Below are 25,475 nucleotides of genomic sequence, written 5' to 3'. Positions count from 1 at the left end.
CAATGAGTTTGGATACTGTCGTAGCGGACATCCGAGATGAAGCCCACGCGCGTGCGGAGGAAATCCGCGAGGAGGGCGAAAGGCGCGCCGAGGAGATCGTCGCCGACGCCGAGGACGACGCCGACGCGATCCGCGAGGAGGCCGAGCGGGAGGCCGACCGCGAGATCGAGCAGCTGCGCGAGCAGCGACTCTCCAGCGCGGAACTCGAGGCCAAGCAGGAGCGTCTCGAAGCGCGACGCGACGTGCTGGGTGACGTTCGCGAGGCCGTCGAGGCGGAACTGGCCGCCCTCGAAGGCGACACGCGCGAGGAGCTGACCCGGACGTTGCTTTCGGCTGCAAGCGAGGAGTTCGAGTCCGGCGACGCCGTCCGCGTCTACGGCCGCGCCGACGACCGCGAGCTCCTGGAATCGATCGTCGACGACTACGACGGCTACGAGGTGGCCGGCGAACGCGACTGCCTCGGCGGCGTCGTCGTCGAGAGCGAGGGCTCCCGCGTCCGGGTCAACAACACGTTCGACTCGATCCTCGAGGACGTCTGGGAGGAGAACCTGCGCGAGATCAGCGAACGACTGTTCGAGCAATGAGTGCCAGTGCCTCGAATCCGGAGTTCGTCAACGCCCGCGTCCGAACGCGGAGAGCGACGCTGTTCGCGGACGAGGACTACCGGAAGCTGATCCGGATGGGGCCGAGCGGCATCGCGCGGTTCATGGAGGAACGCGAGTACGAGGACGAGATCAACCAGCTCGGGACGCGATTCTCGGGCGTGGATCTCATCGAGTACGCGCTGAATCGCAATCTGGCGAAACACTTCGACGACCTGCTCGAGTGGTCGGAGGGGCGACTCTACGACCTGATCGCGCGCTACCTGCGGAAGTTCGACGTCTGGAACGTCAAGACGATCCTGCGCGGGATCTACACCGACACGCCCGCCGAGGAGATCCGGACGGACCTCATCCGCGCGGGCGAACTCGACGACGCGCTCCTCGACCGGCTCGTCGAAGTCGACGACATCGAGGACGCGATCGAGCTGCTCAACCGGACGATCTTCTACGATGCGCTCTCTGCGGCCTACGAGGAGTACGACGACACCGGCACGCTCGTCCCGCTCGAGAACGCGCTCGACCGGACGTTCTACGAGCGCCTGCTCGCGGACCTCGGTCGCCCGCAGGAGGGTCCCGAGGCCATGTACGTCGAGTTCCTGCAGGCCGAGATCGACTTCCGGAACGCCCGGAACGCGCTCCGGCTGGCCCGCAGCGGCGCCGACCTCGATCCCGCGGAGTTCTACATCGAGGGCGGCGACCTCTTCACGGAAGCGGAGCTGCGTCGACTGGTCAACGATCGCGAGGCCCTCGTGACCCACATCACCGAGGATCCGACCTACGGCGATCGACTCTCGACGGCGCTCGATCGGCTGCGCGAGGCCGACAGTCTCATCCAGTTCGAGCACGCGCTGGACGCGGCGCTCTTGGAGTACTCCGACCGTCTTTCGAGCATCTATCCGGTATCCGTCTCGGCGGTCCTCTCGTACATCCTCGCGAAGGAGCGGGAGGTCGAGAACATCCGCGCGATCGCCCGCGGTCGCGAGGTCGGCCTCTCCGAAGACGAGATCGAGAACGAACTGGTGGTCCTATGAGCCAGGAAATCGCCGTCGTCGGCAGCGCGGAGTTTACGACCGGATTCCGGCTGGCCGGCGTCAGACGGTTCGAGAACGTGCCGGACGACCAGAAGGACGACGATCTCGACGACGCGGTCGAGACCGTTCTCGAGGACGACGGCGTCGGCATCGTCGTCATGCACGACGACGACGTCGAGCACCTCTCCCGCGGCGTGCGGCAACGCGTCGAGACGAGCGTCGAACCGGTCGTCGTCACGATCGGCAGCGGGACCGGCGGCAGCGGACTGCGCGAGCAGATCAAACGTGCGATCGGGATCGACCTGATGGAGGAAGAAGACTAATGAGTCAGGCAACAGACACGGAGACCGTCCAGGAGGACGGTGTCATCGACAGCGTGAGCGGTCCCGTCGTGACCGCCACGGACCTCGACGCCCGGATGAACGATGTCGTCTACGTGGGCGACGAAGGACTGATGGGCGAGGTCATCGAGATCGAAGGAAACGAGACCACGATCCAGGTCTACGAGGAGACCTCGGGGGTCGGCCCCGGCGAACCCGTCGAGAACTCGGGCGAACCGCTCTCCGTCGACCTCGGACCGGGGATGCTCGACTCCATCTACGACGGCGTCCAGCGTCCGCTCGACGCCCTCGAGGAGAAGATGGGATCGGCGTTCCTGGATCGCGGCGTGGACGCGCCGGGGATCGACCTGGACGAGACCTGGACGTTCGACCCCGAGGTCTCGGAAGGCGACGCGGTCGAACCGGGCGACGTCGTCGGGACCGTCCCCGAGACGGTCACCATCGACCACAAGGTGATGGTGCCGCCCGACTCCGAGGGCGGCGAGGTCGTCGCCGTCGAGTCCGGCGAGTTCACCGTCGAGGAGACGGTCGTCGAACTCGATAGCGGCGAAGAAATTTCGATGCATCAGGAGTGGCCGGTGCGCCAGGCGCGCCCGGCTGCCGAGAAGCGGACCCCGACGGACCCGCTGGTCACCGGCCAGCGAATCCAGGACGGCCTGTTCCCGCTCGCGAAGGGCGGGACGGCCGCGATTCCGGGGCCGTTCGGCTCGGGCAAGACCGTCACCCAGCAGCAGCTGGCCAAGTGGTCCGACGCTGACATCGTCGTCTACATCGGCTGCGGCGAGCGGGGCAACGAGATGACCGAGGTCATCGAGGACTTCCCGGAACTGCCGGACCCCCAGACCGGGAACCCGCTGATGGCCCGGACCTGCCTCATCGCCAACACGTCGAACATGCCCGTCGCGGCGCGCGAATCCTGCATCTACACGGGGATCACGATCGCGGAGTACTACCGCGACATGGGATACGACGTCGCGCTGATGGCCGACTCCACCTCGCGGTGGGCCGAGGCCATGCGCGAGATCTCCTCCCGGCTGGAGGAGATGCCCGGCGAGGAGGGCTACCCGGCCTACCTGGCCGCGCGACTGGCGGAGTTCTACGAGCGCGCCGGGCGCTTCGAGCTCCAGAACGGCGGCGAGGGATCGATCTCGGTCGTCGGCGCCGTCTCGCCGCCGGGCGGGGACTTCTCCGAGCCGGTCACCCAGAACACGCTGCGCATCGTGAAGACGTTCTGGGCGCTGGACGCCGATCTGGCCGAGCGCCGGCACTTCCCGGCGATCAACTGGGACGAGTCCTACTCGCTGTATCGCAGTCAGCTCGACCCCTGGTTCACCGACAACGTCGCCGGCGACTGGCCGGAGACCCGCCAGTGGGCGGTCGACACGCTGGACGAGGAGTCCGAGCTCGAGGAAATCGTCCAGCTGGTCGGGAAGGACGCCCTGCCGGAGGACCAGCAGCTCACCCTCGAAGTCGCACGCTATCTCCGCGAGGCGTGGCTACAGCAGAACGCCCTCCACGACGTCGACACCTACTGCGAACCGGAGAAGACCTACCGGATGCTCGAGGCGATCAAGACGTTCAACGACGAGGCGTTCGAGGCGCTCGACGCCGGCGTCCCGGTCGACGAGATCCAGGATATCGAGGCCGCACCGCGCCTGAATCGAATGGGGACGGCCGAGGCGTACGACGAGTTCATCGACGAACTCGAATCTGACCTCGCCGAGCAGCTACGGGGGTTGTACTAACATGAAAGAGTACCAGACGATCACCGAAGTCAGCGGTCCGCTGGTGTTCGCCGAGGTCGACGAGCCCGTCGGCTACGACGAGATGGTCGAGATCGAGACGCCCGCCGGCGCGACGCTGCGCGGGCAGGTTCTGGAGTCGAGCGAGGGGCTCGTCGCGATCCAGGTGTTCGAGGGAACCGAGGGGATCGACCGCAACGCGTCGGTTCGCTTCCTCGGCGAGACCATGAAGATGCCCGTCACCGAGGACCTCCTCGGGCGGGTGCTCGACGGCTCCGGCAACCCGATCGACGGCGGTCCGGAGATCGTTCCGGACGAGCGCCAGGACATCGTCGGCGAGGCGATCAACCCCTACTCCCGGGAGTACCCAGAGGAGTTCATCCAGACGGGCGTCTCGGCCATCGACGGCATGAACACGCTCGTGCGCGGCCAGAAGCTCCCGATCTTCTCGGGGTCGGGCCTGCCGCACAACGACCTGGCGCTGCAGATCGCCCGCCAGGCGTCCGTGCCGGAGGAAGACGAAGGCGGTGACGGAGACGACGAGGGCTCGGAGTTCGCGGTGATCTTCGGCGCGATGGGGATCACCCAGGAGGAGGCCAACGAGTTCATGGAGGACTTCGAGCGCACCGGCGCGCTGGAGCGCTCGGTCGTCTTCATGAACCTCGCGGACGACCCCGCCGTCGAGCGGACGGTCACGCCGCGACTGGCGCTGACGACCGCGGAGTACCTCGCCTTCGAGAAGGACTACCACGTGCTGGTCATCCTCACCGACATGACCAACTACTGCGAGGCGCTGCGCGAGATCGGCGCCGCGCGCGAGGAGGTCCCGGGTCGCCGCGGTTACCCCGGGTACATGTACACCGACCTGGCCCAGCTCTACGAGCGGGCGGGTCGGATCGAGGGCCTGGAGGGCTCGGTCACGCAGATTCCGATCCTCACGATGCCCTCCGACGACATTACGCACCCGATCCCCGACCTGACGGGCTACATCACCGAGGGTCAGATCATCGTCGATCGGTCGCTGAACTCGCAGGGGATCGAGCCGCCGATCAACGTCCTGCCGAGCCTGTCCCGGCTGATGGACGACGGGATCGGCGAAGGGCTGACCCGCGCGGACCACGGCGACGTCTCCGACCAGCTCTACGCCGCGTACGCGGAGGGCGAGGACCTGCGCGACCTCGTGAACATCGTCGGTCGCGAGGCGCTGTCGGATCGGGACAACCAGTTCCTCGACTTCGCGGATCGCTTCGAGACGGAGTTCGTCCAGCAGGGCTTCGACACCAACCGGTCGATCGAGGAGACCCTCGACGTCGCCTGGGACCTGCTCTCGATGCTCCCGCCGGAGGAACTCAACCGCGTCGACCAGGAGGCCATCGACGAGTACTACGTCGGCGACGAGGGCGAGGCGGTCGAGGCGTCCGCGGACTGATAGCTGGTCGGTCGTATTGGCGTCCGTTTTCGTGGCTCGATTTCGCGACTCTCTCGTTCGATTCGCGTGCCGTAACTCGCTCGCACTGCCTTCGATCGTAGTGCGGAGTCCAGCTTCGGTACGCGACCTCGTCGCACACCAGGCGGTGGTCTGCTCCCGTTCGCCGGCGAGTTGTGAGCGATCTGGGATGTCGGGCGAACGGCCCGCACCCAGCATCGTCGGCCGGTAACCGGTCGATGGCTCTTGTCGCGAGCCGGGTCGGACGGTCGTCCTAGTCCCAGCCGACGTCGTCACCGTCCTCGTCGGCGGTCCGGTCCGTACTCGATCCGGTTTCGTCTCCGCGCCCACCGCGTTCCATCGCCCGTCGTTCCGCCGTTTCGCGGTCCATCACGGTCGGATTCGACGTTTCGCGTTCGATGGCCCACCACAGCCCGACGAACGCGGCGATCGACAGGACGAGCGCGATGAGGATGACGGCGGCCATACGCAAACGTGACGTCGAAACAACAAGTACTTTATTCTTCGGCCGGAACCGTCGGCCATGCACGACGGCGACCGCGGCTGTCCGAAGTGCGGCCACACGGAGACCGAAACCGACGAGATCTCGACCACGGGCGGCGGCCTCTCGAAGATGTTCGACATCCAGAACCGGAGTTTCCAGGTCGTCAGCTGCACGAATTGTGGGTACTCCGAACTGTATCGGGGCCAGTCCTCGGGCAACATGATCGATCTGTTTCTGGGGTGAGTCCGACCGGCGGATTGGGACGGCGAGGCCGCCCGGTTGGCCCCGGCGACCGCATCTGAAAACAGTTATCCGCCTGGGAGCGAAAGCTCTCCCCAAGATGGCCACCGACGTCAAACCGACCCGCAAGGAGTTGATGGCGATCGAAGATCGCATCGACCTCTCCGAGCGGGGCCACGGCACCCTGGAGAAGAAACGGGACGGCCTCATCATGGAGTTCATGGACATCCTCGACCGGGCCCAGGACGTCCGCGGCGAACTCACGGAGGACTACGAGGCGGCCCAGCGCAAGATCAACATGGCCCGCGCGATGGAGGGCGACGTCGCCGTTCGCGGCGCCGCGGCGGCGCTGCAGGAACACCCCGAGATCACCACCGAGTCGAAGAACATCATGGGCGTCGTCGTCCCGCAGATCGAATCCTCGCGGGTCTCGAAGAGCCTCGACCAGCGCGGCTACGGGATCATGGGCACCTCCGCGCGCATCGACGAGGCCGCGGAAGCATACGAGGACCTCCTCGAGAGCATCATCCTCGCCGCCGAGGTCGAGACGGCGATGAAGAAGATGCTCGAGGAGATCGAGACGACGAAGCGTCGCGTGAACGCGCTCGAGTTCAAACTCCTGCCCGACCTCTACGAGAGCAAGGAGTACATCGAGCAGAAACTCGAAGAGCAGGAACGCGAGGAGATCTTCCGCATGAAGAAGATCAAAGACAAGAAGGAGGCCGAGGAGGACGCCGAGAAGGAGGCCGCCGAGGCGGACGAAGACCCGTTCGTCGCCGCCGACGTTCAGGAGACCGCGGCTGGCAGCGACTGAGTGCCTGCTGGAGGCGCCCACCCGACCGAACGCGACTGAGCCGCTACTCACCCGAACCAACTTCCGATGTCCTGTTCCTGTGACGCCGATCCCGTCATCTTTACCGTCCGAGAGTCGCGTCGCTCGCTGGCGCCGGAGTCGGCAGGAGCCGCCGCGATCTGTCCGACCTGCCTGACCGTCGAGCCGGTCGCGTCGCCGCCGCCCAAGGTACCGGACTTCTCCCGCGTCAGCGACTCGTTTCCCCCCGGCGAGGGCGGTGTCGCCATGGCGCTCGTCCTCTCGCTCGTCGACTCGCTCGCGCACAACCGCCGCGAACTCGAATCGGCGCTCGAGGCGGCCGAACGCGCGGGCGTGGATCCGCTGCTCGTAATCGATCGCCTCGTCGCGGATCCGGGTGTCGAGCCAGCTGTCGACCTCGAACGCCGTCGCGACAAACTGGAGAGCCTGCTGTACTAGTATCAGCCCGCCCGATCGTCGAACAGTTCGTCGAGGAGCTTGCGTTCGGCCGTCCTGACGTGCTGGTGGAAGGTCGCGGGGCTGATGTCGAGCGAGGCGGCGACCTCCTTGCCCGACGAATCGCGCGGCCACTCGAAGAAGCCGGCGGCGTAGCCGGCTTCGAGCGCGGCCCGTTGCCGGTCGGTCAGCGCCGTTTCGAGGAGCGACGCGTCGAATGCCGTCTCCGGCGCGCGTCTCGTTCGCTGCTTTCGAGTGATCGGTTCCAGGTGCGGATACGCCGCCTGCATCGCGCTCGTAACCCGCTGGATGTCGCTTCCGGGCGGTAAGTGGACCGTAACGGAGAGGTCGCCGTCGACGATGCGCGCGGCTTCGAAGGAGCCGCCGGCCTCGGAGACGACGCAGGCCATCGGCGGGTCCGCGAGCCGCAACTCGAAGTGCGACTCGGTCTCGTCGACCGACAGGACGGCGTAGTCGTCGAACTGGGGGGCCGACTCCGCCTCGACGAGTCGGTCGATAGCCTCGATCCCGCCGCTCCGCGCGCGGCCGTAGACGAGGTACGTGCCGTCGCCGACGGGGACGATTCGTTCGAGCTCGGCGACACCGTCGACCGGATCCCCGTCTGTGACGCGTTCGAGGAATCGTCGACTCCGGTAGCCGATCTCGACGAGTTCGTCGCTCAGCATCGCGCGTTTGCGCTCGGTGGTCGCGATGGCGTAGCCGACGATCTCGCCGAGTTGCGTGACGAGCCGCCGTTCCGCGACGTCGAAGGCTCCCTCGCGCGTGGCGTAGAGCATGATCGTCCCGTACAGCGTCGGGTCGTGGACGATCGGGACGGCGGCCCCCGACCGAAAGCCGCGGTCCCGGGCGAGCGCTCGCCAGGGTTCGAACGTCGGATCGGCGACGATGTCGCGACAGACGCAGGTCTCTCTGGTCCTGACGGCCCGCCCGGCGGGGCCCTGGCCGATCTCGGTCGAAGGATCGATCGAGATCTCGACGGCGTCGGCGTACCCCGACGACCCGGCTTCGACGCGGGGATTGAGCGTCTGGTCGTCGGGGTCGACTTCGGCGATCCACGCGGCCGCGTAGGCGTCCGCCTCGGCCAGCCCCGTACAGACCGCCTCCTCGATCCCGGCCCGCGTCGTACACGACAGTATCGAATCGACGATGTCGATCACGGCCGCCTGCACGTCGGTTCGTATCGCGAATTCGGACCGGTCGTCGGTTCGATCCGTCGCCTCGCGCAGTCTGTGGATCGCCGCCGTCCCGGTTCCGTCGTCGGTCGACGCGGGGAACGTCGACACGTCGACGGGCACTGCGGTCCCGTCACCTCCGACGAGGTCGACCCGCCGTGATGCGGTTTCGGCGTCCACGCCGTCCGATCGCCCGATCGCCGGCCCTTCGTCGGCCGCTTCCGTGTCCGCGAGCCGCTCGAAGTCCGTTCCGACGAGCGCATCGCGTTCGAAGTCGAACCGCTCGCAGAACGCCTCGTTGGCACAGGTCACCACGCCCGACGCGTCCGTTGCCAGCGCAGGGTGACAGATCGCCTCGAGTACCGCGGACGCGGGATCCGGATCGAACGGGTCCGGTCGGCCGGCCCCGTCCGAGTCGGGTGGCCGCCACCAGACGCGTCCGCCGGCGCCGACCTTTTTCGTGTTCAGCTCGCCCGCGTCGGCCAGTCGTTCCAGGCGCGCGTAGACCGTGCGTCGGTCGACTCCGAGCGCGTCCGCGACCTCCGGGGTCGTGAGCGGTTCGCCGTCGCCGCCGGCCGATTCGAACACCGCGAGCGTCTCCGCGTAGATGCCGTCCTCGACCGTCGGCGATGCCATACGGGTATCGTACACGGTCGCCCGTAAAATAATTCCGCCGGCGGAACTGCACCGGGTCGTCGGTCGAGTACCGACGCCGGGGGATTCGGCGACGCCGACCGAGTTGGGCCCTCGACCGACGCTCAGACGCCGGTCGAGTACCGGAGAATCCCGGCGAACCCGCCGAACGCGTCGTAGAGCTGCTCGCCCTTCTCGAAGTCCGTCGAGATGAACTTCGTCTCGGTGCCGCGCTGTTCGGCGATCTCGATGAGGTGTTCGATGGCGTCCTCGCGATCGGCGTCGTCGGCGTCGAGCTCCGTTCCGCAGTCGCTGCAGGTGTGGGCGGTCGTCGCTTTGCGCCGGTCGAGCACCTCGCGATCCGTCGTCCCACACTCCGGACACTCGTAACTCACGACGTCCTTGCGGAGGTCCTCGCTGATCAGGAGCGTCTCGACCGATCCCATCACGAGGTTCCGTCGGGTCTGCTCGAAGCCGTAGGTCGCCAGCTCGCCGGCGTTGAGCTCCTCGAAGAAGGTCTCCATCTGGCGCTTGTCCTTCATCACCTCCGCGTCGGCAAGCGCCTCCTCGGCGTTGTCGACCAGTTCCCGGAGTCCCGACTCGTCGGTGTAGGAGACGTCGAACTTGCCGATGACCGTATCCTGCAGTTCGTGGTGGAGGTAGTCGCCGTCGAGGAACTCCTCCTTGGTCGGGGAGGGGCCGCCGACGAGGATGCCCTCGATGTCGTGGCGTTTGGGGACGAAGAGGTCGTTCGCCATGCCGGCGACCTCCTGGTAGAAGTTGTCGATCGCCTCGAGTCGCAGCCGGGCGAATCGCTGGGCTGACTGGCCCCCTTTGCGCTGCTTGCCCGGGACGAGCGAGGAGGCGGATTTGACCGGTTCGATGCGCTTGCCCTTCAGCCAGCCGACGTTCGCCTCCCGCCGGTCGAGGACGATGAGGCCGTAGAGGCCCTGGTCGGCCAGCATCTCCTCGAGCGGCTCGGTGAGGAAGTTCGAGTCGCAGTGATAGCGGAACGACTCGACGGGCTGGGGCGGACTCTCGAGGACGCGGGTGACCATCTCCGTCTGTCCGCCGCCCGAATCGACGGCGCCGGAGAAGAGCACGATCCCGTTATCCGGCGGGTAGGTGCTGTAGTATTTGAGCCGATCCTTGATGCTGGTCAGGGCGTCCTGGACGGCCGTCCGCGTCTGTTTCGACTTGATGTTCGCCGCCTCGGAGTGTTCCTGCGTGACGTGCGCGACGACGTCCGAGATCTGCCGATCGTCGGGGACGTAGATCGTCACCAGCTGTGTCCCGGAGCCCTCGTAGTTTTTGAGGTCCTCGATCACCTTCCGGAATTCGTACTTCTTCCGGTCGGATTGGTCCTCCTGGGCCTCCCTGCTCATTGTCGAAGCGAAACGGAGCGAGGGCTAAGTACCTGTTGACACGGCAGCCGAGTGTCGGTTTCGCGGGCGGGTCGACGGCGAGGTGACGACCGTCTGCCAGGCGTCGGACGGGTCGCAACGATTTAGGTGGTCCCGCCATTGTCTCCACCTATATGGGCCAGGAGACGGTGTACGCGATCGCGAGCGGGAAAGGGGGCGTCGGCAAGACGACGACCACGGTCAACCTCGGGACCGCACTCGCGGGCGCCGGCGCGCGCGTCGCCATCGTCGACGCCGATCTCGGGATGGCCAACCTGGCCGGATTCGTCAGCCTCTCGCCCGGATCCGCGACGCTGCACGACGTGCTCGCCGGCGAGGCCACCGTCGAGGAGGCGACCTACCGCCTCGCGGAGAACATCGTCGGCGTGCCCAGCGGCAACGACCTCTCGGAGTACGCGGCGACCGCGCCTGAGGGACTCGGCGACGTCGTCGACACGCTGCGCGAGGACGCCGACTACGTCCTGCTCGACGTCGGCGCCGGCGTGAGCCACGAGACCGTCCTCCCGCTGGGCCTGGCCGACGCCGTCGTCATCGTCGCGACGCCTGAACCCGCGGCGATCCAGGACGCCGCGAAGACGATCGACCTCGTCGACCGCGTCGACGGCGAGCTCGCCGGTCTCCTGGTGACCAGGACGCACCCCTCCGGGGACGTCCCGGCCGAAAAGATCGCCTCCCGGCTCGACGTTGACTTGCTCGGTGCGATTCCGGAAGACACCGCTGTCCGGGCCAGCCTCTACGCCGGCACGCCACTGGTCGTCCACGACCCCGAGAGCCCGGCCGCGACCGCCTACCGAACCCTCGCGTCGACGCTGGCCGGCGACGAACTCGAAACCGACGGCTCGGGCGCCGACGCACCGAACACTTCGACGGACGACTCGTCGACCGGCGGGTCGCCGGGAACGGATTCGACGGACGACGACGCACCGGATGGTGACACGACGGACGATGAGACACCAGAGGATGGCGCGACGACCGATGCCCCAACGGACGATGATGCTTCGAGCGACGACGTCTCGGCCGCGATCACCGACGCCGAAGCCGATTCGTGATGGCACCGTCTATCACTGCGACTCGCACCACTGCCGGTCGTCGGGTGCGCCGACCGGGCGGAGATTGTAGTACCGGATCCCGCGCCCGTTCTCCCTAAAGAATTTGGCGTAATATTAAGGGGTGATACGCGGATCCCTAGGCGTATGGATTCCCCCATCGACCCGACCGGCGCGTTCGGACTCCTCTCGGACCTTGACCGTCGTCGGGTCCTCTCCTGGTTCGAGATCCAACCGGTCTGGTCGATCCACGGCCTCGCGACCAAACTCGCCATCGAATCGGTCCGCTCGGCGCAGGAATCGACGCCGCCGCAGACGCCCAGCGGTGAGCGGATTAGAACCAAACGGCTCGAACTGGTCCACAATCACCTCCCCCGACTGGCCGACCACGACATCGTCGAGTGGGATCGCCGCTCCGGCGACGTCGTCAGGAGCGACCGGTACGAGGCGGTGATCCGGTACCTCGAATCGCTCGGCGAGCACGAGCGAGAGACCGAACGTCCCCGCCACTCCTCGGATCGCTCCGTCTCCGTCGGCTCCTCGGACCGTCTCTGAGCACGTCCGCCGTCGGCCCTGTTCGATCGGTCGGACACACCCTCGCTCTCGTCAGCTTCTCTCTCTCTCTCTCTCTCTCTCTCGATTTCCGCCGTCACATCGAGCGCGGGGCCGCGACGCCGAGGACGTCGAGCGCGTTCGCGATAGTGTGTTTCGACGCGGCGACCAGTGCGAGCCGTGCGGCCCGCGTCTCCTCGTCCACGTCGTTCGAAAGCACCGGACACTCCCGGTAGAACGCGTTGAACGTCTCCGCGAATTCCCGCGTGTAGGTCGCGACGCGGTGGGGTTCGAGGTCGTCGGCGGCCGTCTCGATCACCCGCGGGAAGCGCGCAATGACTTCGAGCAGGTCGCGTTCCTCCGGCGTCTCGAGAGTGGTGGCATCGACGTCGTCGGCGAGGTCCGAGAGATCGGCCGCCGGATCGGCGTCCGCCTCCTCGAGGATACCACAGCAGCGGGCGTGGACGTACTGGACGTACGGCGCGGACTGGGCCTCGAAGTCGAGCGCGCGATCCCACTCGAAGGTGATCGCCTTCGTCGGCTGTTTCGCGACGATGTCGTATCTGACGGCGCCGATCCCGACCTGGCGGGCGATGCGCTCGACGTCGGCCTCCGTGAGATCGTCGTCGCGAATGCGATCGTCGAGGCGGTCTTCGACCTCCCCGCGGGCTCTGGAAACCGCCTCGTCGAGCAGGTCGTCGAGGTCGATCCCGGTTCCCGCCCGGGTGCTCATCCCCTCGCCGCCGGGCAGGTTCACCCAGGAGTAAAATAGCTGGTCGAGCGGGTCGGTGTCGTGCCCGAGGAGTTCGAGCGTCTTTCGCAGCTCGTCGAACGTGAGCTCGTGATCCTCGCCGATGACGGTGACCGCACGGTCGTACTGATCGAACTTCCACTCGTGGTGGGCGACGTCGCGGGTCGTGTACAGCGACGTGCCGTCGGCCCGCAGGAAGACGAACGGCTTCTCCATCCCGAACGCCGAGAGATCGAGTTGCCAGGCGTCGTCCTCGTAGAACGCCTCGTCGAGGTCCTGCAGGCGGGCCACAACGTCGTCGGTCGAGCCGTCGCGCATGAATCGCGTCTCCTTGACGAACTCGTCGAAGGTGACGGGCAGGCGAGACAGCGTCTCGCGCATCCCCTCGAGCACCCGGTCGACGACCTCGCTCACCCGCTCGTAGGTCGCCTCCTCGCCCGCTTCGAGCCCCTGCATGATCGATTCGATCTCGGCCTCGGCGGCTTCCACTTCCTCTTCGGGGGCGTCCTCGAGGAACGCGTTGCCCTCGCGGTAGTAGCGGACGAGGTCGTAGTCGGCCTTCTCGCGGTCGGGCTCGCCGAGGTCGCTCTCGTCGAACGTCTCGTAGGCCCAGGTGAAGACGGCGATCTGGCGGCCGGCGTCGTTGACGTAGTAGTGCCGGTCGACGTCGTAGCCGGCGTAGTCCAGCGCGTTCGCCACGGCGTCGCCGATGATCGGATTGCGGGCGCGCCCGACGTGGACCGGCCCCGTCGGGTTGGCGCTCGTGTGCTCGACGACGACCGACTCTCCGCGGTCGGGACGGCGCCCGTAGGTCGACTCGGTCGCCGCGTCCAGCGTCTCGGCGTAGTAGGCCGCACTCGGCAGGAAGTTGAGGTACGGCCCCTGGGTTTCGACGCGGTCGACGAGCGTCAGCTCGTCAGGGTCGATCTCGTCGGCCAGCTCGGCGGCGACCCGGGGCGGCGCGGCCCCGACCACGCCGGCGAGCCGGAAGGCGACGCTCGAGGCGAGCACGCTCTCGACGTCGTCCGGCGGTTCCTCGATGCCGAGGTCGTCGGTCGGTAACTCGCGGGCGGCGAGCGCCGCCTCGAGGGCCGACGCGACCTCGTCGCGAAGCGCTGGGAACATATCGCCCCGTTTTCGGGGCGCGGGTATAGGAATGTCGGGTTCGGGCGGGTACCCCTCAGTTAGCGACGTCCCTCGTCCCATTTAGGTCAGCACAGGCTGTTCACAGACTATCTATCGGAGTGGTATATTGCCGAATATATTTACTACTAGTACCCCACTCTCTCGGTATGCCCTCACTTGAGGAGTTTGAGGAAGCCTTCTGGGAGCGACACTCGAATCCGAAAAGCGGCTGGAGTCGTGTACTCGTGCTCCCCGCTCTTCTCTATGCACTCTATCATCGAAATTGGAAACTCGCAGGTATTACCGTAGTATTTACGGCGATCAATCCGCTGCTATTCTCGTCTCCGAAGAAGAACGATGCGTGGATGACCAGGGTTGTACTTGCCGAACGGTGGTGGACGGAAGAGCAAGAACAGCGGGTGATTGGGGTATCGTATCCGAACGTACTCAACCTGCTCAACGTTCCGGTGACGGGGTACGCAGCTGTCTCCGCGTATCGGAAACAGCCGATTCGAGCAACGCTTGGTGGATTGGCGTCTATGATGTTGAAATTCTGGCACGTTGGGAGTCTCGTCCGCCGGTACGACGTGGAGATGGCCGAGTGACTCGTTGACCAATCGCAGGCGGTAGCGAACTGCAGCTTCGGACGATACTGTGGCTGACGAGTCGGATTTCGTCGGCACCACTCCATCCGCGATCCGCGAGGTCCAATTCGGCTTCTGTCCTCCGACTATCTGTCGGGAGACCATCGGATGATCGTCAACAGGTCGTGGATCGTCGTCGACAGGTAGTGTTGGTCCCCGCGGCGAAACAGGGTCGACGAACGTGACTGTGACCCCTGTCTATGCGACTAGAGCGTCTTCAGCCCCGAGCCGGTCAGCGGGACGACGACGTCGTCGTCATCCTCCAGGTAGCTCAGTTCGCGCAGGTGCGCGAGGGCGGCGGGGGCGACCGCGCTCGTCGGTTCGACGTAGAAGCCGTCGCGGTGGAGCCGGTCGAGGGCGTTCTCGATCGGCCCTTCGCCGAGGCCGATCGCCGTCCCGCCGCTGTCCTCGATCGCCTCGACGATCTGGCCCCCTCTGGCGGGTTCGCGGATCTGGATGCCGTCGGCGATGTCGGCGCGGTCCTCGTCGTCCTCGACGATCCGCTCGCCGTCGACGACGTGGACGATCGGGTCGTAGCCGACCGTCTGGACGCCGATCATCCGCGGGATGCGATCGATGATCCCCGCGTCGGTGAGCAGTTCGAAGCCGCGGTAGGCGCCGAGGAACAAGGTGCCGTGGCCGATCGGGGCGACGACGGCGTCGGGCGCCGTCCACCCGCGCTGGGCGGCGACTTCGAGGGCGAACGTCATCGTCCCGGCGTAGAACGCGGGGTTCCAGGCGTGTGAGGCGTACCAGCCGGGGCCCTGCTGGTACGGCGCGTCGGGGTGGCCGTCCGGATCTCGCTCGTCGAGTGGACGAGTCTCGTCGGCGGCCCCCGTCTCGGCGGGTTCCGCGGCGGTCCCGTTCCCCTCGCTTCGGCCTTCCACGGCGTCGACGCAGGCGGCGGTGACGTCCTCCCGAGATCCTTCGACGCGCACCGGGCGGGCGTCGACGCGCTGGATGGCCATGAGCTTCGACTGCTTGACGTTCGCCGGGACGTAGATGTCCGCGGGGATGTCCGCCCGGGCCGCGTAGCTGGCGATCGCGGCGCCGGCGTTGCCCGACGAGTCTTCGATCACCTTCTCGACGCCGACTTCGAGCGCGCGCGAGAGCGTCGTCGTCGCGCCGCGATCCTTGAACGAGCCCGTGGGAAAGACGTACTCGAGCTTGAAGTCGACGCCCCAGTCGGGCGCCTCCACGACGGGCGTCATCCCCTCGCCGAGCGTGACGCCGACCTCGATCGGCAGGAACTCGAAGAACGTCCAGAGCCCCGGCGAGGTATCGAGCGAGGTGAGCGACCGGGGCTGGCCCTCCGGGAAGGGTCGGTCGACGTACTCGAGGGCGTGTCCGCAGCCGCAGCGCCAGGGTTCGGCCGGCCCCGCCCGATAGACGGCCCCGCAGTCGGGACAGCGGAGATCGGTCGCCATCAGACCGCGTCCACCTCGGTTCCGACCGAGCAGACGTACTCGCCGCTCGCGACCTGCGGGAGCCGGCGAGTTCGCCAGAGGATCCCCTCGGTCTCGGCGCGCACGGTCGCCTTCGGCTCGCCGAACGGCGTCGTCACCTCGAAGAGGACCTGGCCCGGTTCGATCTCGTCGCCGAGGTCGCAGGCGAGGTCGACGAGCCCGCCGGCGGGGCTCTTGTACTGCTCGAAGTCGCTCGCGCGGGTCTGGTCGGCTGCTATCGCCGACCCCTCCAGGAAGCCGTAGTGTCGGAGGACGTTGAACACGCCCTCGACGCCGACCTGGATGCTCGTCTCGTCCCACCCGACGCAGCCGCCGAGTTCCGGGTCGACCGTCGGCACGCCCTCGTCGGGCGCCGCGCGGGCGAGCTGACCCTCCGGCCCCTTCTGGTCGAGGATATACCCCGCGCCGAAGACCCGCGCGAGTTCCAGGCACGCGTCGTGGAGGCGATGGCGCTTCCCGCAGCGCACCCTGACCTCGTCGATCATCCGGCTCGTCGAGCCCTGGTGAAGGTCGAGGATCAGGTCGGCGTTCGTCGCGGCCTCGAACGTCGCCGCGGCGATGCGCTCGCTCGAACTCCCGTCGGAGTCGCCCGGGTAGGTGCGATTCATCTTCCGGTCGTCGATCGGGTTCCGGTGCTCGGCCACCTGGAAGGCGTGGTAGTTGACGATCCCGACGGCGAGGATCGTTCCCGAAATGTCGGCCGGATCGAGCTGCGGGATCACCCGCCGGAGGACGCCCACCCCGTTCAGCTCGTCGCCGTCGCTCGCCGCCTGGAGGTAGAGCGTCTTCCCCGTTTCCGCCCCCTCGATCACGGCCACCGGCAGCCCGAACGGCGAGCCGTCCCTCGTCTCGCCGACTTCGAGTCGACCCGTGTCGACCTCGCCGGGTGCCGCCTCCGCCGTTCCGAACGTCGTCATGGCCGAATCGATGTGGGCGCGTGTCTTTACTGGTTCGGTCGTCTCTCAGTTGATTCGGTCGGCGCGGGCCCGTTCGGTCTGCTCGTGTCCCGTCGCCGATCGAACCGGTCCGTGGTCCGCTCACCCGGTCACAGGAACGGGCGCCAGTAGTACGGACTGACGAAGCCCTCGATCAGGCCGGCGACGAGCAGGAGGATCCCGACGCCGACGAGCACCCACAGCACCCGCTCGAGCGCGTTCGCGAGCGTCTCGCGAGTCCCCCGCCCTCGCCAGGCGGCCCAGGCGTGGCGGCCGAGGAAGATGCCGGCCGCGCCCGCGATCACGATCGCCGGGAGTTCGAAGACGCCGTGCGGTGCGATGAACGCCAGCAGTTCGAGCGGCTCGACCTCGGTGCGCGCGAGCGCGCCGATCATGGCGCCGTTGAAGGCGAGCAACGTCACCGCCGGAATCGCGAGGAAGAGGCCGCTTGCGGCCATCGTGAGCGCGACCGACCAGTTGTTGCCGAAGAACTCGACCGCGGCCGCGGGCGCGACGTGGCCCGCGAGGCGCGCGTCGATCGAACTCTCGACGACGCCGTCGAGCGGGCCGGCGCCGACCCAGCCGAGGGCGATACCGCCAACGAGTGCGGCCGCGGCGACGGCGTGCGTCCCGGGCGCTTCGCGGACGAACGCGACGAGCTCGGAGACGCCGCGGCCGAGCCCGTCGCGAAGCTGGCGGCGTCGGGACCGGCCGTCGGGTTCGGGCGGATCGATCCGGCCGCGTCCGCCGCCGTACAGCGTCGTCTTCAGCAGGTCGAGCGTCGGCAGGAGGACGAGCGTGCCGAGCAACCCGGTGCCGGCGACGACGCCGACGACGCCCAGCAGCGACGTGAGCAGTCCGACGGCGATCGCGCCGGCGACGGCGATCACGGCGTAGAAGCCGGCCTCGCGCTTTCGGTACCGGACGAATCCGCCGGCGTGGTAGACGCTCCGGACGGCCGGCACGTCGTCGACGACGACCGCGACCGGCGCGAACGCGAACGTCAACCGGATGGCGATCGCGCCGACGATCGCACCGACGACGGCGAAGACGACCCCGAGCAACCCGAGGAGGGCCCCGATCGACCCGATGGCGGTGAGGGCGCCGCTGACGCCGATCACCAGCCCGAGTGCGATCAGAAGTGCGATCCACGTGAGCAGTTCGAGCACCAGCAGACCGAGGAACGAGAGCCAGTAGGTCAGCGCGGCGTCGATCCCGGCCCGGAGGCCGGATTCGCTCCTGAGGCGGCCGAAACAGGCGCCGAGCTGGCCGGCGCTCATCGCCGACCAGACCACCAGCGCGCTCACGGCGATCAGGAGGGCGGTCACCGCGGCGATCGCGACCGTCGGACCCGTCACCGCGGGTTCGAGCGCGAGGGCGGCCTCGTCCGCCCAGCGTTCGAACGCAGCCGGCGCCGCCTGCGGATCCGGCGGCGCGTCGAGGCCGGCGAGTTCGTCCCCGATCGTCGCGAGCCGACCGGTGACGTACAGGTAGCCGCCGGCGAGGGCCAGTGCCACCAACAGCAGGAGCTGCGGGAACGCCGCCGTCGCCATCCCGAGGATGTAGAAGCCGAGCAGGTCGAGCGGGCGCGACCGAACCGTCCGGCGAACCGTCGTGAGGGCCACACCGAGGCGCATAGCGGTCGTTTCGCGACTGGACAGTTAAACGAACCGACCCGTCCGAACGGGCGTCGACGTCTCCGGACGAGCGCGATTCCGTACTGGCCCGTCCGAGCGAACGCCGACGCGTCCGGCCGAGTTTCCCGAGCTCGACTCGCCTGGCGTCGGCGGCGTCGATCACCCTGCGAGTGACGACCGGGTGGATCCAGGTCGCTCTGGAACCCGACTCGCCGCTGGTCCCGAAGCCGGGGCCGTCGCCGCTCCTGCATTCGGGACTGTCGCCGCCTCTGGAACCCGGATCGACGTCGCTCGCCGTAGTCTCGCAAACGGTAACCCTTTTCCAGTACCGAGCGAAAGTTCGGGGTATGGCTGACGAGCTCACCAAAGGGCTGGAGGGTGTACTCGCCGCGGAATCCGAGCTGAGCTCGATCGACGGCGACGCCGGCCGATTGATCTACCGCGGCTACGACATCGCCGACCTGGCCGAACGGGCGAGCTACGAGGAGGTCGTCTACCTGCTCTGGCACGGCGAGCTGCCCGACCGGGCGGCACTGGACTCGTTTACCGACGCGATGGCCGCGGAGCGCGCCGTCGACGAGTCGATCCTCGAGACGGTTCGCGCGCTCGCCGCGGCCGAAGAGGCACCGATGGCGGCGATGCGAACCGCCGTCTCGATGCTCTCGGCGACCGACCCCGACGCCGAGGCGCCCGCCGACGATCGCGAGGCCGCCCGCCGGAAGGCCAGGCGGATCACCGCGAAGATCCCGACGCTGCTGGCCGCCTACGACCGGGTCCGCCAGGACGAGGCGCCGATCGATCCCGACCCGGATCTGGATCTCGCGGCGAATTTCCTCTACATGCTCACGGGTGAGGCACCCGACGACGTCGCCGCGGAGACGTTCGATCAGGCGCTGATCCTCCACGCCGACCACGGGCTGAACGCCTCGACGTTCACCGCGATGGTCGTCGGCTCGACGATGGCGGACCTCTACTCGTCGGTCACCGCCGGCATCGGCGCGCTCTCGGGCCCGCTCCACGGCGGGGCCAACCAGGACGTCATGGAGGTCCTCTTCGAGATCGAATCGAGCGATCTCGACCCGCGCGAGTGGGTCGAGCGGGCGACCGACGAGGGCCGGCGCATCCCCGGCTTCGGTCACCGCGTCTACAACGTGACGGACCCTCGAGCGACGATCCTCAAGGCCCGCAGCGCGAAACTGGCAGAAACCGGCGACGACACCTGGTACGAGATCACGACCGCGATCGAGGACTACCTCACCGACGAGGTCGGCCTCGTCGAGAAGGGTATCGCCCCGAACGTCGACTTCTACTCCGGCTCGGTCTACTACCAGCTCGGCATCCCGATCGACATGTACACGCCCATCTTCGCGATGAGTCGCGCCGCCGGCTGGTCCGCCCACGTCCTCGAGTATCAGGAGGACAATCGCCTCATCCGCCCGCGCGGACGCTACGTCGGGCCGGACGACCGCGAGTACGTCCCGATCGAGGATCGGTAGGCGGCCCGAAGCGCCCCTTCTTGTTCAACGCTTCGGCACGTCGTGGCCCGAGGCCGCATCTGTGCCCGACAACAGGTCTATGGTCGTCCGGTCCGTTCGCCCGGTATGGATTCCGAGCGACCGGTCATCGACTCGCGCGCTCGGCGCCTCCTCGCGTACCTCCGGCACAACGGCGGCCGGATGCTCGTCGACAGCTCGCTCCTGATCGCCTGGATCTTCGCCGCGACGGCGACGTTCGAGTGGCTCGACCAGCCTCCCTGGCTACTGTACGTCGTCCTCTTCTCCGGCGTCGTCCTCTACACCCAGATCACGCCCACGTGGGAACGCCCCTACGAGAGCCCGGACTAGGGGTTCGTGGAACGGATTCCGTCGCCAGTGCGTTTCAGTACTGCGTGGCTCGAACGGACACGAGTAGGACGGCTGGACGAGGTTTCAATGTAGTGATGCTGGTGCACCTGTCCCGATAGACGGATTCCCAAAACGGGTACCGACCGACCCAGCCGGTGGCTGCGGGCGAGCATACGGCGCGAACCGCGCGCCGTTTCACCGCGAGCGCATTCGCGCTCGCGGCCTCCTCGCGAGCGAAGCGAGTGAGGGCTTGGAAGAGCGGAGCTCTTCCGGTGCTTTTCCCTCGAAGTGTTTGCGCCGAGCGGATTGCGGGCCAAGGGCCCGCAACCGAATGCCGTGGCGGCTCCGCCGCACGCGGGTCGCGAAGCGACCCCGAGGTCGTCCGAAAGAGCGCTGGGCGCTCTCTCGGGATCAAGCGAAACCAGCGGTTTCGCGGACATCGCGAATCTTCGATTCGCTCAGTCACGAGAGAGCGAAGCTTTCTCGCACGACGTAACAAGTTCGGTTTACAGGAACTGCAGCAGCGGGATGCCCACGGTGACGAGCCAGAGGAGGACGCCGGTGCGGACGTGGCCGGGGTCGTTCTCGGGCGAGCGGGCGGTTTCGGAGGCGCCGGCGGCGACGAAGCCGAGCGCGGTCGCGAGGCTGATGTGGTGGACGACGGTGGCGAGCGAGAGGGTGACGACGCCGACGGTGGTGTAATCGAGGAACATCGCGACGACGAAGCCGAGCGCCGCGGCGGTAAAGGCCGGAATGCGTTCGAGGTGGCGAGCGCCGAGGTAGGTGGCGATCGGGAGACCGAGGACGAGCAGGGGATAGAAGACGGCCACGATGACCTTCGGACTCGTCTCCGGGAACGCCAGCTCGGCTTCGACCGCGCCGATGCGGACGAACGCGAAGAACGAGACGATGACGGTGGCGAGCAACATCGCGTTGACGGCCGTCTGGACCGCCTCGTCGTTCCACCAGGCGCGGAGGTCCTCGGTCCGGTTCCGCCAACTCCCGACCTCGATCGAGCCGATGAGGACGAGGCCGAGTAGCGCGGGGATGACGCCGTCGCGAAGCGAGATGAACGTCGTCCAGCCGTCCGAATCGGCGCCGCGGTCGTTCCCGACGTACTCGCGACTCAGCGATTCGACGTACCAGCTGTCGATGAACTCCGATTCGACGTAGGCCTGCGATTCCTTGACGGTGTGGACGGAGTGGCGAAGCTGGAACCAGTCCCAGTGCTCGCGGTGGGCCTGCATCACCGTCCAGTCGCCGCCGACGGGGTCGGTGTAGGCGCGAATGTGCTGGCGATCGCCGAGGTAGGTCCCGTCCTTGAGCTGGTAGGATTCGGTGACCCAGCGGGCCCCGCCGTCTGCCGGGTCGAGGTAGGCGTAGCGAACGGCGCCGGCGGCGCTCCCCCAGGCGATCGTCGACTCGTTGCTCGCGGCGACGGATTCCGCCTCGGTGCCGACGTGCGTTTCGTCCTCGTCGACCTCCTCCCAGTCGCCGAGTGTCTGCTCGCGAAGGAATCGTTCCGTGGCGTCCGCGTCGCCGTAGACGACGATGTTGATCGCGAGCGTCCGCCCGTCCGTCGAGGTCGTTCGGCTCGTGTACGGCCAGACCTCGGAGCCGTCCTCCAGGGATTCGGTTTCGATTTCGGTCCGTCCGGATTCCGCGTCGAGATTCGAGCCGGCGATCGACCCCGAGACCGTCAGTACGAGGACGCCGAGCAGCAACAGGAGTGCGACGCGCGGGCGAATCTCCAGACGCACGGACCCACGTTAGGGAGGCCGCGTCGAAAACCTTTCCCATGCTACGACGCCGGGAGACTTCGGTTAACCGTCCTTTCGTGATCAAACTACGCCGACGCCGCGGTCCGATTCCCTGGCGCCGCCAGCCGGCCCGGACCGAAGGTGCGACCCCGGCTACGGCTCGATTGTCGTGACCGTGGGACCCCTAGTGGGAGAGGCGACGGATCGCCGCGGAGACGCCGACCAGGGCGACGAGCAACACGGCGAAGTTGAACGCCCCGGAGGCGATCGGCCGGTACTCGGCGGCGATCCAGACGTCGATCGCCGCCTCGATACTCGCGTAGAACCGCGAGAGCGCGACGAGCGCCAGTAGTGTACAGACGCCGAGGGCGGCCCAGTACAGCATCCGGATCCGTCGGGCGGTTTCGTCGTCGCTCCGCCCGTTTGTGGTCGTCTCGACGAGGGCTTCCCCGGACGACCGCTTCGACTCGTCGGATTCTCGGTGGCCGTTCGCTGTCCCGGAACGGTGTCCGGTGTTCGATTCGTCAGTGGTCGATCGATCGGTCGATTCGTCGGCGATCCGGCCGTCAGGCTGTGTGTCAGTCATGGCTGGTCCTCCGGGAACGCAGTCCGATCGCGAGCAGCGCGACGAGCGCGGTTATCACGCCGAAGCCCGGCGTTCCGTCGTCGCCGTGACCGGTCGCGTCGGCCCCATCGTCACCGCCGTCGTCGCTCGCGCCGGTCCCATCCTCGCCCCGGTGGCGGTCATTCGACGGTTCGAAGTCGCTCACCTGGATGCCGCCTTCCGACCCGCCTCGATCGACGGTCAGGTTGCCCGGGCCGAGGTTCGCGGTGGCCCGATCGGTCGCGACGATCGTGTCGCCGCGCCAGAGCGTGGCGTCGAGGTAGTAGTCGTACTCGGTCGGGACGTCGAGCGTCACGGACGGGGTCACCGTCTCACCGCCCTCGATCTCCCCCACGTCGACCGTCGCGGAGTCGGCGACGACGTTCGAGTCGGACTGCCGGGCCGTCACCGCGAGTTCGAGGCCGGTCTCCGGATCGTCCCCCGTGTTCGTGAGGAAACTGGCGACGTCGAGGGACGCGCGGTCGGCCTCGGTCGATTCGACCGTAAATTCGATCGCCGGGACGTCCTCGAGCGGTCCGTCGACGCCGCCGAAGCGGTGAAACTCGACGTCAGTCGCGGCGTAACCCGGCGTGAGGGTCTCGACGCCTTCGATCGTTCGCGTGACGGCGTCGCCGCGGACGCCGTCGACGTAGAGGATCGTCTCGACCTGGTACGCGCTCGTTCGCGGGAGCTCGAGCGCCCCCGAGACGGCGTACTCGCGATCGGCTTCGAGCGTCTCGACCGTTTGTTCGGTCCTCGCGACCTGGAGCCCCGATTCGGCGTCGGTCGCCCGGTGGACCACCGTGAGGTTCTCGACGGGCGTGATCTCGGGCGAGAGCGCCGTCTCGAGGGCGATCGTCGCCGTCTCGCCGGTCACCTCCTCGGCGGCGACGGTCACTTCCGCGAGCGACGCCCGCTCGGGCGGCTCGACGGCCGGTTCGGGATCGTCGGGGACGGCGATCGCGCCGGAGAGGCTGAGCGTGGAGAGCGTCGCCACGAGGACGAGCCCCGCCACGATCACGAGGGCCTGTTCGCGGTGCATATCGGACGGTGCCATGTCGACGGTAAATACTTTCTGAAATTGGTGAAAATTTTACACTCGGGACGGTATCAGTTCCGCGCAACACTCGTGCATTCATCGTCGACCGATCGGCGGCTCGACGGGTTCAGGATCGATCGAGTGGACCGGGCTGCTCGAGGGAGGGGTCGCTCGTCTCCGCGGGTCCCAGGATCACTCGTTGCCGGGAGCAGACCGGCCCACTTGACTCTGGTCCCAGGGTCAGTCGTCGCCGGCCAGCGATCGTTCGTCCATCATCCGGGCGGCTTTGCCGGCCCAGTCGCCGTACCGGAAGCCGACGCCGACGACGAGTAACGACCAGACGAAGTAGCCGACGATGCCCGCGCCGACGCCCGCCGGGCCGTAGTCGAACTCGATGGCGGCGACGTAGGAGAAGCCGAGGTAGAAGAGCACGAGGCCGCTGACGCGGGCCAGGAACGGAATCTTCGTCTCGCCGGCGCCCTGCAGCGCGCCGGAGATGACGATGTAGGAGACGAGGAACGGCGCGCCGATTCCGTAGGCGGCGGCGAACGTGATCGCGTGTTCGACCGTCGCCGGGTCGTCCGGGTCGAAGACGGCGACGAAGTCGGGGGCGTACCGGGCGAGGACGAGGCCGATCACGCCCACCGTCGCGAGGCCGAGGGCGGTGATCGCCCACCCTTCGAACCGGGCCCGGTCGGGGTCGCCGGCGCCGAGCGACTGGCCGACGACGATGCTCGCGGCGACGTTGTAGCCGCGGCCGAGCGGGCTGGTGATCTGCTGGTAGACGCGCCGGCCGACCTGGTAGCCGGCGTTGACCTCGGTGCCGAGGACGAGCAACAGCGAGTTGAAGGGAAACTCGATGGCGGTCGCGACCAGCCCCTCGGCCACCCGCGGGGTGCTCACGGCGACGAGCTGTTTCGTCACGACCCAGTCGGTCGGCCGGACCAGCGAACTGTCGCGGAACGGGCTCGCGACGACGAGGACGAGTAGTACGGCCGTGAACACGTTCGCCGCGCCCGTCGCGAGGCCGACGCCGACGATCCCCAGATCCGGTGCGCCGAACCAGCCGAGGCCGAGGACGACGGAGCCGGTCACGTTCCCGACGTTCGCGATAACGTTGACGATCATCGGAGAGACGGTGTCGCCGGTTCCCTGGAGCGCCCGGGCGGCGATGATCCCGACGTGGCGGGCCGGCGCCGTCACCATCACGATCGCGAGGTAGATCGCGCCGAACTCGACGACGGCCGACTCGGCCCCGAGGACCGAAATCGCCCAGTCGGACAGGAGCAACCCGCCGACGACGAAGGGGACGCCCGCGAGCGCGCCGATCAGGATCGCCTGGGTGATCGCCTCGTCCCGGCTGGTTCCCGCGCCGCGACCCGTATCCTGGCTCGACAGCGCGATCGCGCCGCCGCCGAGTCCGAGGCCGATCCGCAGCGGCAGGCGCGCGTAGATGTCCGCCAGTCCGATCGCGGTGATCGCCGCGGGCGAGAAGGTGGCCGTGACGAGGATGTCGACCGTCCGCATCAGCGTCCGCGTCGTCTGCTCGGCCATGATCGGCCACGCCAGCGCGAGCACGCGCCGCCAGACGGCGAACGTTCGCGCGCGGACGCTGCCCGTTGCCATACGAATCGAAACCGTAGCGTCGATTTGAACGTGCCGATAACG

General features: G+C 67.7%; 24 protein-coding genes. 13 read left to right on the top strand and 11 right to left on the bottom strand.

The features are described 5' to 3' along the window. Positions 1-2: 2 nt before the first annotated feature. Genes MXA07_RS16850 through MXA07_RS16830 form a run of 5 tightly spaced genes read left to right on the top strand, consistent with a single transcriptional unit; the run spans position 3 to position 5,145 of the window. Positions 3-584: a V-type ATP synthase subunit E gene (locus MXA07_RS16850; protein WP_247729758.1), complete on the top strand. Its 582-nt coding sequence runs from the start codon at positions 3-5 to the stop codon at positions 582-584. Then, on the top strand, positions 581-1,633 hold the full coding sequence (locus MXA07_RS16845) for a V-type ATP synthase subunit C (RefSeq protein ID WP_247729757.1): 1,053 nt from the start codon (positions 581-583) through the stop codon (positions 1,631-1,633). The genes MXA07_RS16850 and MXA07_RS16845 overlap by 4 nt, the downstream gene beginning before the upstream one ends. Continuing rightward, on the top strand, positions 1,630-1,956 hold the full coding sequence (locus MXA07_RS16840; protein ID WP_247729756.1) for a V-type ATP synthase subunit F: 327 nt from the start codon (positions 1,630-1,632) through the stop codon (positions 1,954-1,956). The genes MXA07_RS16845 and MXA07_RS16840 overlap by 4 nt, the downstream gene beginning before the upstream one ends. Beyond that, positions 1,956-3,719, top strand: coding sequence for an ATP synthase subunit A (locus MXA07_RS16835; protein ID WP_247729755.1), 1,764 nt, complete (start codon positions 1,956-1,958; stop codon positions 3,717-3,719). Before MXA07_RS16840 ends, MXA07_RS16835 begins: the two co-directional genes overlap by 1 nt. 1 nt (position 3,720) lies before the next feature. Continuing rightward, the gene (locus MXA07_RS16830; protein ID WP_247729754.1) at positions 3,721-5,145 is read left to right on the top strand and encodes an ATP synthase subunit B; all 1,425 of its coding nucleotides are present in this window, start codon (positions 3,721-3,723) and stop codon (positions 5,143-5,145) included. 271 nt (positions 5,146-5,416) lie between these two features. Here the strand turns inward: MXA07_RS16830 and MXA07_RS16825 are convergent, their stop codons facing one another. Further along, a complete protein-coding gene (locus MXA07_RS16825) occupies positions 5,417-5,629 on the bottom strand; it encodes a DUF8143 family protein (protein ID WP_247729753.1) in 213 nt (70 codons plus the stop codon). 57 nt (positions 5,630-5,686) lie between these two features. Here MXA07_RS16825 and MXA07_RS16820 point away from each other — a divergent pair, with 57 nt between their 5' ends. The 3 genes from MXA07_RS16820 (at position 5,687) to MXA07_RS16810 (ending at position 7,157) form a co-directional block, all read left to right on the top strand. Further along, positions 5,687-5,890 (top strand): zinc ribbon domain-containing protein, encoded by a 204-nt coding sequence (locus tag MXA07_RS16820; RefSeq protein ID WP_247729752.1) that lies wholly within the window; start codon positions 5,687-5,689, stop codon positions 5,888-5,890. Positions 5,891-5,987: 97 nt separating this feature from the next. After that, positions 5,988-6,701 (top strand): V-type ATP synthase subunit D, encoded by a 714-nt coding sequence (locus MXA07_RS16815; RefSeq protein WP_247729751.1) that lies wholly within the window; start codon positions 5,988-5,990, stop codon positions 6,699-6,701. A 66-nt stretch (positions 6,702-6,767) separates the two neighbouring features. Further along, positions 6,768-7,157: a DUF6276 family protein gene (locus tag MXA07_RS16810; protein WP_247729750.1), complete on the top strand. Its 390-nt coding sequence runs from the start codon at positions 6,768-6,770 to the stop codon at positions 7,155-7,157. 2 nt (positions 7,158-7,159) lie between these two features. Here MXA07_RS16810 and MXA07_RS16805 read toward each other — a convergent pair whose 3' ends face one another. Together MXA07_RS16805 and prf1 are read right to left on the bottom strand one after the other, a co-directional pair. After that, complete coding sequence (locus tag MXA07_RS16805; protein ID WP_247729749.1) at positions 7,160-8,983, bottom strand: bacterio-opsin activator domain-containing protein; 1,824 nt, start codon at positions 8,981-8,983, stop codon at positions 7,160-7,162. 122 nt (positions 8,984-9,105) lie between these two features. Beyond that, positions 9,106-10,365, bottom strand: coding sequence for a peptide chain release factor aRF-1 (gene prf1, locus MXA07_RS16800; RefSeq protein ID WP_247729748.1), 1,260 nt, complete (start codon positions 10,363-10,365; stop codon positions 9,106-9,108). A 152-nt stretch (positions 10,366-10,517) separates the two neighbouring features. Here prf1 and MXA07_RS16795 point away from each other — a divergent pair, with 152 nt between their 5' ends. Then, positions 10,518-11,453 (top strand): MinD/ParA family ATP-binding protein, encoded by a 936-nt coding sequence (locus MXA07_RS16795; protein WP_247729747.1) that lies wholly within the window; start codon positions 10,518-10,520, stop codon positions 11,451-11,453. 144 nt (positions 11,454-11,597) lie between these two features. Further along, positions 11,598-12,005 carry a DUF7344 domain-containing protein gene (locus tag MXA07_RS16790; RefSeq protein ID WP_247729746.1) on the top strand — a complete coding sequence of 136 codons (408 nt, stop codon included), beginning with the start codon at positions 11,598-11,600 and terminating at the stop codon, positions 12,003-12,005. 94 nt (positions 12,006-12,099) lie between these two features. On the opposite strand, the gene argS is transcribed toward MXA07_RS16790, so the two are convergent. Then, positions 12,100-13,878 (bottom strand): arginine--tRNA ligase, encoded by a 1,779-nt coding sequence (gene argS / locus MXA07_RS16785; RefSeq protein WP_247729745.1) that lies wholly within the window; start codon positions 13,876-13,878, stop codon positions 12,100-12,102. A gap of 167 nt (positions 13,879-14,045) precedes the next feature. Between argS and MXA07_RS16780 the strand changes: the two genes are divergently transcribed. Next, positions 14,046-14,483 carry a DUF6653 family protein gene (locus MXA07_RS16780; protein WP_247729744.1) on the top strand — a complete coding sequence of 146 codons (438 nt, stop codon included), beginning with the start codon at positions 14,046-14,048 and terminating at the stop codon, positions 14,481-14,483. A 245-nt stretch (positions 14,484-14,728) separates the two neighbouring features. Here the strand turns inward: MXA07_RS16780 and MXA07_RS16775 are convergent, their stop codons facing one another. From MXA07_RS16775 to MXA07_RS16765, 3 genes are all read right to left on the bottom strand, one after another. Continuing rightward, complete coding sequence (locus tag MXA07_RS16775) at positions 14,729-15,949, bottom strand: pyridoxal-phosphate dependent enzyme (protein WP_247729743.1); 1,221 nt, start codon at positions 15,947-15,949, stop codon at positions 14,729-14,731. Further along, positions 15,949-16,905 (bottom strand): succinylglutamate desuccinylase/aspartoacylase family protein, encoded by a 957-nt coding sequence (locus tag MXA07_RS16770; protein ID WP_247729742.1) that lies wholly within the window; start codon positions 16,903-16,905, stop codon positions 15,949-15,951. The genes MXA07_RS16775 and MXA07_RS16770 overlap by 1 nt, the downstream gene beginning before the upstream one ends. A gap of 128 nt (positions 16,906-17,033) precedes the next feature. Continuing rightward, the gene (locus tag MXA07_RS16765; RefSeq protein ID WP_247729741.1) at positions 17,034-18,560 is read right to left on the bottom strand and encodes a stage II sporulation protein M; all 1,527 of its coding nucleotides are present in this window, start codon (positions 18,558-18,560) and stop codon (positions 17,034-17,036) included. Between the two features lie 347 nt (positions 18,561-18,907). On the opposite strand from MXA07_RS16765, the gene citZ reads away from it, so the two are divergent. Continuing rightward, entirely contained in the window at positions 18,908-20,056 is a 1,149-nt protein-coding gene (gene citZ / locus MXA07_RS16760; RefSeq protein ID WP_247729740.1) for a citrate synthase, read from the top strand. Positions 20,057-20,161: 105 nt separating this feature from the next. Continuing rightward, positions 20,162-20,404 (top strand): DUF8119 family protein, encoded by a 243-nt coding sequence (locus MXA07_RS16755; protein ID WP_247729739.1) that lies wholly within the window; start codon positions 20,162-20,164, stop codon positions 20,402-20,404. A gap of 506 nt (positions 20,405-20,910) precedes the next feature. On the opposite strand, the gene MXA07_RS16750 is transcribed toward MXA07_RS16755, so the two are convergent. From MXA07_RS16750 to MXA07_RS16735, 4 genes are all read right to left on the bottom strand, one after another. Next, entirely contained in the window at positions 20,911-22,164 is a 1,254-nt protein-coding gene (locus MXA07_RS16750) for a hypothetical protein (RefSeq protein ID WP_247729738.1), read from the bottom strand. 184 nt (positions 22,165-22,348) lie between these two features. Then, the gene (locus MXA07_RS16745) at positions 22,349-22,750 is read right to left on the bottom strand and encodes a DUF8060 family membrane protein (RefSeq protein ID WP_247729737.1); all 402 of its coding nucleotides are present in this window, start codon (positions 22,748-22,750) and stop codon (positions 22,349-22,351) included. Next, complete coding sequence (locus MXA07_RS16740; RefSeq protein ID WP_247729736.1) at positions 22,743-23,810, bottom strand: DUF7490 domain-containing protein; 1,068 nt, start codon at positions 23,808-23,810, stop codon at positions 22,743-22,745. Before MXA07_RS16740 ends, MXA07_RS16745 begins: the two co-directional genes overlap by 8 nt. Positions 23,811-24,047: 237 nt before the next feature. Then, positions 24,048-25,433, bottom strand: a complete 1,386-nt coding sequence (locus MXA07_RS16735) for an MATE family efflux transporter (protein ID WP_247729735.1) — start codon at positions 25,431-25,433, stop codon at positions 24,048-24,050. Between the last annotated feature and the right edge of the window lie 42 nt (positions 25,434-25,475).

Origin of the sequence: Halovivax limisalsi (assembly GCF_023093535.1) — an archaeon.
GTDB classification, from domain to species: Archaea; Halobacteriota; Halobacteria; order Halobacteriales; family Natrialbaceae; genus Halovivax; species Halovivax limisalsi.
The sequence above is the reverse complement of the archived record's forward strand: the minus strand, read 5'-3'. Positions and strand labels throughout refer to the sequence as shown.